The sequence below is a fragment of the Pseudoalteromonas sp. PS5 genome, from assembly GCF_004103255.1.
GTDB classification, from domain to species: domain Bacteria; phylum Pseudomonadota; class Gammaproteobacteria; order Enterobacterales; family Alteromonadaceae; genus Pseudoalteromonas; species Pseudoalteromonas peptidolytica.
Window position 1 is genome coordinate 1 of record NZ_RCSQ01000002.1, and the last position, 12,969, is coordinate 12,969.

Here is a 12,969-nt window from a genome sequence, read left to right on the forward strand (position 1 = left end):
TTTGCCTTGCCTACAGGACGTAGGTACATCGGTGAGAGTAGGACGCGGAAGTGGTGTTATCGACAAGATTTTCTCGTCTCAAAATAGCCCACTTAAAAAAGAAAATTAGTATAGTTTTGGAATAACAGCTAGCGCTTGCTATTGTTGCGACCGAGTCAGACACAAAAAAACCCAAGCAATGCTTGGGCTTTTTCATCTCAGCCAGCGCTATTATTTTAGCAACGACTCAGTCAATACTGGGCGAATTTCTTTTACAATTGCTTGGCAAAGCTTAGGTGCGCCGCAGATGATGTTGCCACTACGGTTAAAGTTAGCGCCACCTGCAAAGTCAGTGACCATACCACCTGCTTCTTTTACTAGCAACTCACCGGCTGCTGTATCCCAAGGCTTAAGACCAATTTCAAAGAAACCATCCACTCGACCTGCTGCAACATATGCCATATCTAGTGCAGCTGAGCCTGCACGGCGGATATCAGCGGTATGAATGAATAATGCTTTGAACGCTTCTAGGTAAGCATCCATATGGTGCTTTTGCTTGAAAGGGAAACCTGTTGCAAGCACAGTACCTTGTAATTCAATAGACTTAGATACACGAATACGCTTATTGTTTAGCTGCGCGCCTTGACCACGAGAAGCGGTAAATAATTCATCGCGGATTGGATCGTATACAACTGCTTGCTCTACGCGGCCTTTAACTCTTAGCGCGATAGAAACAGCATAATGAGGAATACCTTTAACGAAGTTAGTAGTACCGTCTAGGGGATCGATAACCCAAAGGTAGTCTGCATCTTTGCCTTCGTGGTGACCAAATTCTTCACCAACAATAGCGTGATCAGGGTAAGATTTTAAAATAGTGTCACGAATGATTGATTCCGCATCTTTATCGATGTTTGTAACTAAATCATTGGTGCCTTTTTGAGTAGCTTCAACGCGCGATAAATCTTCACTTGCACGTAGGATAACCTTACCCGCGTTACGCGCAGCGCGTACCGCAATGTTCAACATTGGATGCATAGCATTACCTTTAGGTTGTAAAAGAACAGGATCATTTTGAGCCGGCGTATTCTAGCGGTTTTTTCTCTAAAGTAAACATCTAATAGAGAATTTTTCTGGGTGTTTTTTGTACATTCATGCTGTGTATAGGATTTTTATTTCCCCAGAGTTGAATTTGGCTTAACACCGCTGAGATATGCTACACTGCGTCATTATTTTTGTTTGAGACTCGTGTAAATGGCTTTAGAAGATATTCGAATCGTATTAGTAAACACCTCACACTCTGGCAATATTGGCTCTGTCGCAAGGGCAATGAAGACGATGGGGTTATCTAAACTCTATTTAGTTGATCCTGCGTGTGAAGTGGACAGTCATGCCAGTGCACTGGCTGCCGGTGCAACGGATGTACTTGGTGCTGCAATTAAAGTCGATACACTTCAGGAGGCAATTGCTGATTGTGCTTTAACAATAGGCACTAGTGCTCGTTCACGTACCTTATCATGGCCAATGGTCGACCCGCGTGAATGTGCGCAAAAACTAGTAGCAGAGTCAGTAAATGCTCCCGTTGCATTAGTATTTGGCAGAGAGAATAGTGGCTTGACGAATGAGGAATTACAGCTTTGTAATTACCATGTGTGTATTCCAGCAAACCCAGAATATAGCTCGCTGAACCTTGCAATGGCGGTGCAAACACTCGCCTATGAAACACGAATGACGTATCTGGATACGCTTGATAAGCAGCCTGAAGAAGTTGATGAAACAATTTATCCTTCATCAAAACAAATGGAGCTATTTTACGAGCATCTCGAGAATACCTTAAATGATACAGGCTTTATCATTAAACAGCATCCAGGCATGGTGATGACTAAACTGAAGCGTTTGTTCAATCGTGCCAGGCCTGAAGATCAAGAGCTTAATATTTTACGTGGGATATTAAGTTCAGTGGACAAATCTACCAAAAAATAAAATGAACACTCAGTTGGCATCGGTGAGCACTCTACACCGGTGCTTCTCATTTTGACCCTCCTAAAATAGTTTGATTGACCCTTCATATTTTTGCATAAATCTTCAACAGCAATACTTGACTAAAATACTCAGGTAATTACAATATCGATAATACCTGATTAAATTACTCAGGTATTAGGGTGAAGCATACAAGGTTTGTCGGTCTAAAGCCGTTTTTATGCTTGGTTAATACTTGACTATCCTAGTCAAGTAATTAAAATTTGCGGCTTGGTAAATTAGCGGGGATTGTGCATGAAACTAACATCAAAAGGCAGATACGCCGTGACAGCAATGTTAGATGTTGCGTTACACGCAAGTATTGGCCCTGTTCCACTAGCAGATATCTCTGATAGACAAGAGATTTCGCTATCTTACCTTGAACAATTATTTGCCCGTCTACGTAAACATGGTTTAGTCAGCTCTGTACGCGGCCCTGGCGGCGGCTATTTACTAGGCCGTGATGCGCACACAATTTCTGTTGGTGATGTGATTAATGCCGTTGACGAGTCCGTTGATGCGACCCGTTGCCACGGCGAGGGCGGTGGTTGCCAAAGCGGTATGCGCTGTCTGACTCACTCTTTATGGTCTGACCTAAGTGTGCGAATAGAAGAGTTTTTAAATAATATTTCCCTAGCAGAGTTAGTCGCTGATGCAGATGTGCAATCTGTAGCAACGCGACAAGACAAGCACGTAAGACGTGCAATTGAGCAATTAGACAATATTCAAGTGAGCTGTCAACTCTAAGTTGACGTCAAGCGGAGAGATAAATGAAATTACCGATATATCTAGATTATGCAGCAACCGCACCGGTTGATCAGCGTGTTGCAGACGAGATGATGCAGTGCCTGACAATGGATGGTAACTTTGGTAATCCAGCTTCTCGTTCACACCGTTTCGGTTGGCAAGCAGAAGAGCTGGTTGATCAGGCGCGTAATGATATCGCTGATTTAATCAATGCTGATCCGCGCGAAATCGTTTTCACATCTGGTGCAACTGAATCAAACAACCTTGCCATTAAAGGTGCCGCGCAGTTTTACAAAAAGAAAGGTAAGCACATCATCACGGTACGAACAGAGCATAAAGCGGTGCTAGACACGTGCCGTGAGCTTGAGCGCCAAGGCTTTGAAGTCACTTATATGGATGTGGAAGAGAACGGCTTGCTTGATCTTAAAAAGTTAGAAGCTGCAATGCGCGAAGACACTGTTTTAGTGAGCGTAATGCACGTTAATAACGAACTGGGTGTGATCCAAGATATCGCGACTATCGGTGAAATGTGTCGTGAGCGTAAGATTATGTTCCACGTTGATGCAGCACAAAGCGCCGGAAAGGTGCAAATTGACCTACAAGCATTAAAGGTCGATTTTATGTCATTCTCTGGCCATAAAATTTATGGTCCTAAAGGTATAGGCGCGTTATATGTTCGCCGTAAACCACGCGCGCGTTTAGAAGCACAAATGCACGGTGGTGGTCATGAGCGCGGTATGCGCTCAGGTACGCTTGCGACACACCAGATTGTAGGACTGGGCGCTGCATGTAGAGTTGCCAAGCAAGATTTTGAAAAAGACCATGCACATATCAGCGCGCTGCGTAAGCGTTTGCTAGATGGTGTTATGGATATGGATGAAGTTTACTTTAACGGTGCTATCGATCAATCAGTACCCGGCATTGTAAACATTAGCTTTAATTTTGTTGAGGGTGAGAGTCTACTGATGGCGGTAAAAGATATCGCTGTTTCTTCTGGCTCAGCATGCACATCGGCAAGCTTGGAGCCATCTTATGTACTACGTGCATTAGGACGTAACGACGAACTTGCACATAGCTCAATTCGTTTTAGTATTGGTCGTTTTACGACAGAAGAAGAGATCGATTACACCGTCAATCTGATCAAAGATTCAATAGGTCGCCTACGTGAGATGTCGCCACTTTGGGAAATGCACCAAGATGGCATCGATTTAGATAGCGTTGAGTGGGCACACCATTAAGCAAGTTTTGGCCGCTGGCTGGATACGCTCCAGCCGCAAGCAGGTAGTGAGGAAATAATTATGGCTTACAGTGATAAAGTTATCGACCACGTTGAGAATCCACGTAACGTAGGTTCTCTAGACAAAAATGATCCAAACGTTGCAACTGGCATGGTGGGGGCGCCTGCATGTGGTGACGTGATGAAGCTACAAATCAAGGTTTCTGATACAGGTATCATTGAAGATGCAAAGTTCAAAACCTATGGTTGTGGTAGTGCCATTGCATCTTCATCACTTGTAACAGAGTGGGTGAAGGGCAAATCATTAGAAGAAGCTGCGACCATCAAAAACACAGATATCAGCGCTGAGCTTGAGTTGCCACCGGTGAAGATCCACTGCTCAATTTTAGCCGAAGATGCGATACAAGCTGCGATTGCAGACTACAAGAGTAAACAAGCGAAGTAAGAGAATATTATGGCAGTGACGTTAACAGATGCAGCCGCTAATCGCGTATTAGCCTTTTTGAGTAACCGTGGAAAAGGCATTGGGCTGCGCGTTGGTATAAAAACCACGGGCTGTTCAGGTCTTGCTTATGTTCTTGAATTTGTCGACGACTTAGATGAAGGCGATGAGGTTTTTGAAGACAAAAACGTAAAACTCATCGTCGATGCGAAGAGTCTAGTTTATATTGACGGCACAGAGCTAGATTATACAAAAGAAGGTCTGAACGAAGGGTTTAAATTTAATAACCCAAATCAGAAAGACGAATGTGGCTGTGGCGAAAGCTTCACCGTATAGTTTGCAACAGTGAATAGCTTAAAGCCCTGCCTTGGTGGGGCTTTGCTGTATTAGGTGCGTATGCGTTATTTTGAATTATTTGATTTACCTGTCGAGTATCACGTTGATTTAAATAAATTGAATCAAGGCTATCTGGAGCTACAACGTGCGGTTCACCCAGATAGGTTCGCTGGTAAAGGTGAGCGTGAGAAACTACTTGCGGTCCAAAAAACAGCTGAGATTAACGATGCGCTGGCAGTACTTAAGCACCCTGTTAAGCGTGCTGAATATATGCTGAGCGAGAAGGGCGTTGATATTAGAGCTGAGCAACAAACACTGCAAGATCCCCTGTTTTTAATGCAGCAAATGGAACTGCGTGAAGCATTAGAGGAGCTCCCTAATACCACGGACCCAGACAGCGCAATTGCAGAATTTGAAGCTCAAATTAAAGCGTTAGATATAGAGTTTAGCGCCTCCCTTGCTGAACAGCTTCAAAGCGGTGATACGAACGTATTGGAAGCGGCAGCCGATAATATTCGCAAGCTGAAATTTGTCTACAAATTACGCGATGAATTAGCACGTATCGAAGATGATTTATTCGATTGATGATGTGTAACATCAACAAACGTTAAAGTGAAAAGAGCATTATGGCATTATTGCAAATTGCTGAGCCGGGGCAGAGCGCGGCACCTCATGAGCATAAATTAGCAATTGGTATCGATTTAGGTACCACTAACTCTCTTGTTGCCACGGTGCAAAGTGGCGAAACAAAAACCCTGAGCGACTTAATGGGTAAGGCCATGTTGCCTTCGGTAGTAAGGTATACTGACTCAGAGGTTATAGTAGGTGAACAAGCCCAATCTGCTTCTGCTGAAGACCCGACTAATACGCTGATTTCTGTAAAACGTTTTTTAGGTAAAACGCAATCTGAAATAGAACAAAGCTATGGCCAGTTGCCATATAACTTTGTCGATAATAACGGTTCGCTTGCTATTGAAACTGTGGCAGGCGCTGTAAGCCCAGTACAAGCCTCCGCTGAAATTTTAAAAACATTACACCAACGGGCTATCGATAGCTTTGCAGGTGAAGATGTAATGGGCGCGGTGATCACCGTACCTGCGTATTTTGATGATGCGCAAAGACAAAGTACAAAAGATGCAGCCGATCTTGCTGGTCTGAAAGTATTGAGGTTGCTTAACGAGCCGACCGCAGCGGCAGTAGCTTATGGCCTAGACTCTGGCCAAGAAGGTGTTATCGCGGTGTATGACCTCGGTGGTGGTACGTTTGATATCTCTATCTTACGCCTGAATCAAGGGGTGTTCGAGGTATTATCAACAGGCGGTGATTCGAGCCTTGGTGGTGATGATTTTGATTCATTGCTGGTCGACTTTTTTAAGCAGCAAACTCAACTGTTTGATTTAAATCCAAAAGAGCTACGCCTGTTTATCAATAAGGCGAGAGCCTGTAAAGAAGCACTATCAAGTTACGAGACCGTAAACGTTGAGCTACCTGTTCGTGAGCAAAAATTTGTTGTGACGATTACGCGCCAAGCATTTGCTGAACTTGCGATGCCGTTGGTTAAAAAAACCTTACGCTCTTGCCGTCGTGCGTTAAAAGATGCTGATGTGACCCAAAAGGAAGTACTACAAGTTGTGATGGTTGGAGGCTCGACCCGCATGCCAGTAGTACGAGAAGAAGTCGGTAACTTCTTTGCCAAAGAGCCACTAACCTCAATTGATCCAGACCGTGTTGTGGCACTAGGCGCTGCTATTCAAGCTGATATTTTAGTAGGTAACAAGCCAGACTCTGATATGCTGCTGCTTGACGTATTGCCATTATCTTTAGGCTTGGAAACTATGGGGGGATTGGTTGAAAAAATTATTCCGCGCAATACCACCATTCCGGTTGCACGTGCACAAGAATTTACTACTTTTAAAGATGGCCAAACGGCTATGGCATTGCATGTATTGCAAGGTGAGCGAGAGCTCGTTGATGATTGCCGTAGTTTAGCGAAATTTAGTCTCAAAGGTATACCGCCAATGGCTGCCGGTGCAGCGCATATTCGTGTGACCTTTAGAGTGGACGCTGATGGTCTATTGAGTGTGTCGGCTGAAGAAAAATCGACTGGTGTTCAAGCTGAGATCCAAGTTAAGCCATCATTCGGTTTGAGTGACGATCAAGTAGCGCAAATGCTTAAAGACTCAATGAGTAACGCAAAAGAAGACATGAGTGCTCGGATGCTTAAAGAACAGCAAGTTGAAGCGCTACGAGTATTAGAAGCGCTAGAAGCATCATTAGCTACTGATGGTAACTTGCTGCTGGAAGACGAACTTCATACGCTACGTACTGCAATGACAGAGCTTGCTAACATTCGTGAAAGTGCAGAAAACCCAGAGCAAATCAAAAAGGCGATCGAAGAAGTCGATCAGGCGAGTAGCGATTTTGCTTCACGTCGTATGGATCAATCAATTAAGAAAGCACTGCAAGGGCAGTCGGTAGACGAGGTGTAATATGCCACAAATTATCTTTTTACCCCATGAAGAGTTGTGTCCAGAAGGTGCTGCAATTGAAGCAAAAACGGGTGAGACAGTGCTTAATGTGGCATTAAAAAATGGCATTAGTATTCCACATGCTTGTGAAAAGTCATGTGCATGTACCACTTGTCATGTCGTGATCCGTGAAGGTTTTGACTCACTAGAAGAAAGTGATGAGCTTGAAGATGACATGCTAGATAAAGCTTGGGGACTGGAAGCTGAATCACGTTTAGGTTGCCAAGCGATAATTAGTGATGAAGACTTGGTGGTTGAAATTCCAAAGTACAATCTCAATATCGTTAATGAAGACCATTAAGTACAGTTAACAACCTAGGTTGTTAATGACGCATTTAATAAAGCCGTAGTCTTGTACTACGGCTTTTTGTTTTTCTAGGAGGAACGCTATGTCACTCATCAGTAATCCCGAATTTTCACTTATCAATGGCCAATCGCATAGCAGTAAACAGCAAGTCGATGTGATAAACCCTGCGACAGGTGAATCCATTACCCAGGTTTCTGAGGCAGATAATCAGGCTGCTGATATAGCGCTGCAAGCCGCGGTTGAAACTTTTGAAACACTCTCTAACTCAACAGCCCACACTCGTAGCAAAGTACTTAGAAAATGGTATGAGCTGGTTGTTGAGCATCGACAAGCACTGGCTGAGATAGTGACTAAAGAACAAGGCAAACCGCTTAAAGAAGCGCTTGCTGAGGCGGATTATGCTGCTGGATTTATCGAATGGTATAGTGAAGAAGCTAAACGAGCCTATGGTCAAGTGATCCCTAGTCACTCACAATCGCATACGCTAACTACCATTCGGCAGGGGGTTGGTGTGGTACTTGGGATCACACCATGGAACTTTCCACTGGCGATGATCACCAGAAAAGTAGCACCAGCCTATGCAGCAGGATGTAGCTTTATTCTAAAGCCTTCCGAGAAAACCCCTCTTGCGGCCATCGCTTTAGCTAAGCTTGCGATACAAGCGGGAATGGAAGTCGGTGCTTTTCAAGTCCTTGTTACTAATGACTCAAAAGGATTAGTGGCGCATTTGACTCAGTCCCCTCAAGTAAGAAAGCTTACGTTCACGGGTTCAACACAAGTAGGTAGTGCACTATTAAAACAATGCGCAGACACGGTAAAAAGAACGTCCATGGAGCTTGGTGGCAACGCCCCATTTATTATTTTTGATAGCGCCGACATTGAGCAAGCGATAAGTGGCTTGATGGCGGCGAAGTTTAGAAACGCAGGACAAACATGTGTAGCTGCAAATCGCGTGTTTGTTGCACAAGGTATTGCTGCTGATTTCACTGACAAGTTATCACGACAAGTTGAACAACTTAAGGTTGGCAATGGCTTCGAGGAAGGCGTTGACATTGGGCCACTTATTTCTATTGAGGCAAAGCAAAAAGCACAGCGCTTACTTGAGGATGCGTTAGCTAAAGGCGCAAATATTGCCTATCAAGGCGATAACCAAGCTGGCCAGTTTATGGCACCAGTGGTGATCACGGACGTAGATAATACGATGGCGCTTTTCCATGAAGAAATCTTTGCTCCTATTGTCAGTATTATTAGCTTTGAGCAGGAGAGTGAGGCGGTGAAAATGGCAAACGCTGTACCAGAAGGACTTGCAGCCTATTTTTATTCAAATGAAGTTAATCAAATCAGACGAGTCAGTGCAGCACTTGAATATGGTATGGTTGGAATTAACGAAGGGATCATATCCAATCCTGTCGCGCCTTTTGGCGGTGTAAAGTTCTCAGGGCTTGGCCGGGAAGGTGCGCAAGAGGGGTTGAGTGAATATCAGGAAATAAAATATTTGTGTCAAAAGTTTTATTAAAAATACTATTTTCATTTGCTTACTCGTATTCGCTTTTAATCTATGCAAAAGCTCAGTACACTAATCCGCTCATTTGACTTTTGATATTTTTTCAATGACAGGAATCAATCAATATCCCGCACTCATTATTTTAGCGGGTGGGCTGGGAAGTCGATTTGGTGGTAATAAGCAGGTCGCTGAGCTGCCGAATCTTAACCAGAGCATTATGGAATTGAGCATCACAGATGCCCACCGAGCTGGTGTGCGCGATGTCATAATGATAGTCAACGATAAAGTGCGAGATTACATCGAAGATGTCATCATACCAAGATTACCAGAGTCGTTAACCGTTACCTTAGTGGAGCAAAAGTTAACGGATATACCTGAGGGTTACCAAAATTGTCTAATTGGCCGTGATAAACCTTGGGGAACTGGACATGCACTGCTATGTGCCAAACCTTATGTAAATAAACCTGCCATCGTCATTACAGCGGACGATTACTATGGAGCTGATGCGTTCTTACAACTCGTGGAACACTTTCAATACCACAATAATATGGCAATGGTGGCATATCCAATTATTAATACGCTATCAGAGCAAGGTGGTGTAAACCGAGGTATTTGTGTAATTGAAGAAGGAAAGCTGCATTCGGTTGAAGAGGCGCTCAATATCCGTTTAGAGAACGGTCAATTGTATGGTGAAATTTCAGGAAAGCCTTGTTACCTAGACACCAGAGCGTTGTCTTCTATGACCTTCTGGGGGATTACACCTGAGTTGTTCACTGCACTTGAAAGTGGCTTTATCGGGTTTCTAAAGAATTATGACAACGGTGTCAAAAGCGAGTATTATCTGCCAGATTGTATTCAACACTGTATCAATACTGCCACGCAAGCGGTGTCTGTCTATCAGGCCAAATCTAATTGGTATGGCATAACCTATAAGAGCGAACTTAATATTGTCGCAAGAAAGATCTATGAAGCACGTCAAGGAAAATAACCCTCTTCACACAACAACATTCGATTTATCTTCTTTTGAGGTGAATATGGAATATCAAGCTGTTGCGCAACAGCTCGCTGATGAATATGGGCTCATTAGTGAAGAAGCAAAAATGAAGCCGATCGGCAGTGGGCATATTAATACAACAATGTTGTTGCAAGACGCCCAGAAAACCATGGTAGTACAAAAGCTCAATACTAATGTGTTCCCCAATCCGCAGCATTTAGTAGAAAATGCTCGTGCCATTGAGCAACACTTAACATCGAAAGCGCTCAATGGTGAATATAGCCTCGCTATTATTAAGCATTTAGCAACGAGTTCAGGCCAATATTTAGTTGATATTAACGACGAAGTTTGGCGTGCGCTTGCATTTATTGGTCGCAGTTATAGTGAAGATGTGGTTACAAGCGAACAGCAGGCTCAAACCGCTGCAAATGCGTTTGGACAATTTGCTCATGCCCTAAATGATTTTGATGCAACCCAGTTACATCATGTGATCCCTGATTTTCATAATTTGGCGATGCGTATTGATACTTTCAATAAGGTGCTAAAGAAAGATGAGCATAATAGAGCTAAGCTGTGCGGTGAGGTGATCGAGGCTTTTCAGCAACAATTCTCGCTCGCGGATGAATTACAAAAAGTACAGCAAGCTGTACCGTTAAGAGCCTGTCACAATGATACTAAAATCAATAACATGCTGTTTTCAACAAATAGTGACCAAGCCAGAGCGGTCATTGATTTAGATACCTGCATGCCTGGCCATTGGCTATTTGATTTTGGTGATATGGTGCGCACTTTTTGCTCTCCTGAGCCGGAAGATTCAACCAACTTGGCTCAAGTACAAGTTAGGGAGAACATATTTTCGGCACTCGCTCGGGGTTATATTGAACCTTTGCAAGCTAGCGTGACAAAAGCTGAGAAAGATAGCTTTATTCTTGGCGCTAAAGTTATGCCATTAATGATAGGCTTGCGTTTTTTGACCGACTACCTGGATGGCGATAACTATTTTGCTATTCATCGAACTGGCCATAATCTAGATAGAGCTAAAAACCAGCTGGCACTTTATGCGAGTGTCTTAGAAAAAGAACCTAACTTAATAGAAATTATACAATCTATCTAGTTGAAAATAGGGTATTGATAAAAAGCGCTTAGGCGCTTTTTTTATGGTTTTATCGCAATCTTTTGAACCTAGAATCGGTATGGTTTAGCTTGTTTACACTCAGCACCGATACCGATTAGCTTGATTGAGTTTGCGATTTTGAGGCGAGAAAACCTTGTTGCTAACACCGCTACTGCGTCCTGTTATCGCCAAGCTACCTACATTCATGCAGGAAGGCAAAAAATTTGTTATTTAGTGTTTTAAATGAGAAATTTTGAACGCAGTTAACGTCAGGTTTGCTTCTTCAAATTGAGCAAGTATTAAGGCTAACTGGTACATGTACGCTGTTGATGAAGTATCGTTTAGGAGTCAAAATGAAAAATGTAAATCGCCGCGACTTTTTAAAAGCCGCAGGTGCTGCTGCGGCTGCCAGTGTTGTTGCTGGCTGCGCAAGCTCAAATCAAAATAGCAATATCATACCCAAGCAGCAAGGGCGTTCGGTCATTGGGCTTGTTGCACCAAAAATGGATGTTGTTCGTGTTGGTTTTATCGGGGTGGGTCAGCGTGGCTATGGTCATGTTAAACGTATGAGTCATATTGAGGGCGCGCACATTGTTGCCATTTGTGATACTCATGATGCAGTTCTCGAAAAGTCAGCTAGTTACCTCGTTGACGAACGGGGGCTACCAAAGCCTGAGCTGTATCGTGGTAGTGATTTAGCTTATCAAGATATGCTTAATCGGGATGATATTGACATCGTTATCATTTCAACGCCATGGAAATGGCATGCGCCAATGGCCATTGACACGATGAACAGTGGCAAGCATGCTTTTGTCGAAGTGCCATTGGCATTAACTGTTGAAGAAATGTGGCAAATCGTTGACACCGCTGAGCGCACTCAAAAGAACTGCATGATGATGGAAAATGTCAACTATGGCCGCGATGAGCTGATGGTGCTGAATATGGTTCGACAAGGTATATTCGGCGAATTGCTTCACGCAGAGGCCGCATATATCCACGAACTGCGTTGGCAGATGAAAGAAATTGAGCATAAAACAGGGTCGTGGCGTACTCATTGGCATACGAAGCGTAATGGTAATTTGTATCCAACCCATGGGTTGGGGCCAGTCTCCCAATACATGAATATCAACCGAGGCGATCGTTTCGATTACCTTACTTCAATGAGCTCCCCAGCACTTGGCCGTGCTGCATATGCAAAGCGAGAGTTTTCAGCAGATCACGAGCGTAATCAGTTAAACTACGTGGCTGGTGATATGAACACAACAATGATCAAAACCATTAAGGGACGGAGTATTGTGGTGCAACATGACACAACAACCCCAAGACCTTACTCACGTCATAACCTCATCCAAGGTACCAATGGTGTCTTTGCTGGCTTTCCTAACCGTATTGCTTTGGAGCAAGGTGGTACTAAGAGCTTCCATGAATGGGATCACGACATGGAGTCGTGGTATAAACAATATGACCATCCACTATGGATTAAAATGGGTAAAGAAGCAGAGCGCAATGGTGGTCATGGTGGTATGGACTTTTTAATGTTTTGGCGCATGATTTATTGTTTACGCAATGGTGAGCCGCTTGATCAAGATGTTTATGATGGCGCAGCTTGGTCAGTGATCTCGCCACTATCGGTACAATCTGTGGCAAATCGTAGTGAATCATTAAGCATTCCTGATTTTACTCGTGGTGCTTGGCAAACCGCAGCACCGCTTGGGATTGTTACTGTTTAGGAGTGGCCATGGCACTTTCGTAGGTGCTAAAGCAC

At 43.7% G+C, this 12,969-nt stretch carries 13 protein-coding genes; 12 read left to right on the forward strand and 1 reads right to left on the reverse strand.

What is annotated here, in order from left to right; all coding sequences use genetic code 11:
• Positions 1–210: 210 nt before the first annotated feature.
• The gene (gene suhB / locus D9603_RS00065) at positions 211–1,014 is read right to left on the reverse strand and encodes an inositol-1-monophosphatase (RefSeq protein WP_125254366.1); all 804 of its coding nucleotides are present in this window, start codon (positions 1,012–1,014) and stop codon (positions 211–213) included.
• Between the two features lie 216 nt (positions 1,015–1,230).
• On the opposite strand from suhB, the gene trmJ reads away from it, so the two are divergent.
• The 12 genes from trmJ (at position 1,231) to D9603_RS00125 (ending at position 12,934) form a co-directional block, all read left to right on the forward strand.
• Positions 1,231–1,959, forward strand: coding sequence for a tRNA (cytosine(32)/uridine(32)-2'-O)-methyltransferase TrmJ (trmJ, locus tag D9603_RS00070; RefSeq protein ID WP_128729583.1), 729 nt, complete (start codon positions 1,231–1,233; stop codon positions 1,957–1,959).
• 291 nt (positions 1,960–2,250) lie between these two features.
• Entirely contained in the window at positions 2,251–2,742 is a 492-nt protein-coding gene (gene iscR, locus D9603_RS00075) for a Fe-S cluster assembly transcriptional regulator IscR (RefSeq protein WP_128729584.1), read from the forward strand.
• Between the two features lie 23 nt (positions 2,743–2,765).
• Positions 2,766–3,980: an IscS subfamily cysteine desulfurase gene (locus D9603_RS00080; RefSeq protein WP_125254363.1), complete on the forward strand. Its 1,215-nt coding sequence runs from the start codon at positions 2,766–2,768 to the stop codon at positions 3,978–3,980.
• A gap of 60 nt (positions 3,981–4,040) precedes the next feature.
• Positions 4,041–4,424, forward strand: coding sequence for a Fe-S cluster assembly scaffold IscU (gene iscU / locus D9603_RS00085; RefSeq protein WP_125254362.1), 384 nt, complete (start codon positions 4,041–4,043; stop codon positions 4,422–4,424).
• A 9-nt stretch (positions 4,425–4,433) separates the two neighbouring features.
• Positions 4,434–4,757 carry an iron-sulfur cluster assembly protein IscA gene (gene iscA / locus D9603_RS00090; protein WP_125254361.1) on the forward strand — a complete coding sequence of 108 codons (324 nt, stop codon included), beginning with the start codon at positions 4,434–4,436 and terminating at the stop codon, positions 4,755–4,757.
• A 60-nt stretch (positions 4,758–4,817) separates the two neighbouring features.
• Entirely contained in the window at positions 4,818–5,342 is a 525-nt protein-coding gene (gene hscB / locus D9603_RS00095) for a co-chaperone HscB (RefSeq protein WP_128729585.1), read from the forward strand.
• 41 nt (positions 5,343–5,383) lie between these two features.
• Positions 5,384–7,246: a Fe-S protein assembly chaperone HscA gene (hscA, locus tag D9603_RS00100; RefSeq protein WP_128729586.1), complete on the forward strand. Its 1,863-nt coding sequence runs from the start codon at positions 5,384–5,386 to the stop codon at positions 7,244–7,246.
• A 1-nt stretch (position 7,247) separates the two neighbouring features.
• Positions 7,248–7,586 (forward strand): ISC system 2Fe-2S type ferredoxin, encoded by a 339-nt coding sequence (gene fdx, locus D9603_RS00105; protein ID WP_125254358.1) that lies wholly within the window; start codon positions 7,248–7,250, stop codon positions 7,584–7,586.
• Between the two features lie 88 nt (positions 7,587–7,674).
• On the forward strand, positions 7,675–9,108 hold the full coding sequence (locus tag D9603_RS00110) for an NAD-dependent succinate-semialdehyde dehydrogenase (RefSeq protein ID WP_128729587.1): 1,434 nt from the start codon (positions 7,675–7,677) through the stop codon (positions 9,106–9,108).
• Between the two features lie 94 nt (positions 9,109–9,202).
• The gene (locus D9603_RS00115; RefSeq protein WP_128729588.1) at positions 9,203–10,084 is read left to right on the forward strand and encodes an NTP transferase domain-containing protein; all 882 of its coding nucleotides are present in this window, start codon (positions 9,203–9,205) and stop codon (positions 10,082–10,084) included.
• A gap of 46 nt (positions 10,085–10,130) precedes the next feature.
• Positions 10,131–11,204 carry an aminoglycoside phosphotransferase family protein gene (locus D9603_RS00120; protein ID WP_128729603.1) on the forward strand — a complete coding sequence of 358 codons (1,074 nt, stop codon included), beginning with the start codon at positions 10,131–10,133 and terminating at the stop codon, positions 11,202–11,204.
• Between the two features lie 353 nt (positions 11,205–11,557).
• Positions 11,558–12,934, forward strand: a complete 1,377-nt coding sequence (locus D9603_RS00125) for a Gfo/Idh/MocA family oxidoreductase (RefSeq protein ID WP_128729589.1) — start codon at positions 11,558–11,560, stop codon at positions 12,932–12,934.
• The last annotated feature ends 35 nt before the right edge of the window (positions 12,935–12,969 follow it).

What these genes read in the sequence shown, in the direction of transcription:
- suhB (WP_125254366.1), bottom strand. Translation starts at nt 1,014, where the DNA reads ATGCATCCAATGTTGAACATTGCGGTACGCGCTGCGCGTAACGCGGGT.
- trmJ (WP_128729583.1), top strand. Translation starts at nt 1,231, where the DNA reads ATGGCTTTAGAAGATATTCGAATCGTATTAGTAAACACCTCACACTCT.
- iscR (WP_128729584.1), top strand. Translation starts at nt 2,251, where the DNA reads ATGAAACTAACATCAAAAGGCAGATACGCCGTGACAGCAATGTTAGAT.
- D9603_RS00080 (WP_125254363.1), top strand. Translation starts at nt 2,766, where the DNA reads ATGAAATTACCGATATATCTAGATTATGCAGCAACCGCACCGGTTGAT.
- iscU (WP_125254362.1), top strand. Translation starts at nt 4,041, where the DNA reads ATGGCTTACAGTGATAAAGTTATCGACCACGTTGAGAATCCACGTAAC.
- iscA (WP_125254361.1), top strand. Translation starts at nt 4,434, where the DNA reads ATGGCAGTGACGTTAACAGATGCAGCCGCTAATCGCGTATTAGCCTTT.
- hscB (WP_128729585.1), top strand. Translation starts at nt 4,818, where the DNA reads ATGCGTTATTTTGAATTATTTGATTTACCTGTCGAGTATCACGTTGAT.
- hscA (WP_128729586.1), top strand. Translation starts at nt 5,384, where the DNA reads ATGGCATTATTGCAAATTGCTGAGCCGGGGCAGAGCGCGGCACCTCAT.
- fdx (WP_125254358.1), top strand. Translation starts at nt 7,248, where the DNA reads ATGCCACAAATTATCTTTTTACCCCATGAAGAGTTGTGTCCAGAAGGT.
- D9603_RS00110 (WP_128729587.1), top strand. Translation starts at nt 7,675, where the DNA reads ATGTCACTCATCAGTAATCCCGAATTTTCACTTATCAATGGCCAATCG.
- D9603_RS00115 (WP_128729588.1), top strand. Translation starts at nt 9,203, where the DNA reads ATGACAGGAATCAATCAATATCCCGCACTCATTATTTTAGCGGGTGGG.
- D9603_RS00120 (WP_128729603.1), top strand. Translation starts at nt 10,131, where the DNA reads ATGGAATATCAAGCTGTTGCGCAACAGCTCGCTGATGAATATGGGCTC.
- D9603_RS00125 (WP_128729589.1), top strand. Translation starts at nt 11,558, where the DNA reads ATGAAAAATGTAAATCGCCGCGACTTTTTAAAAGCCGCAGGTGCTGCT.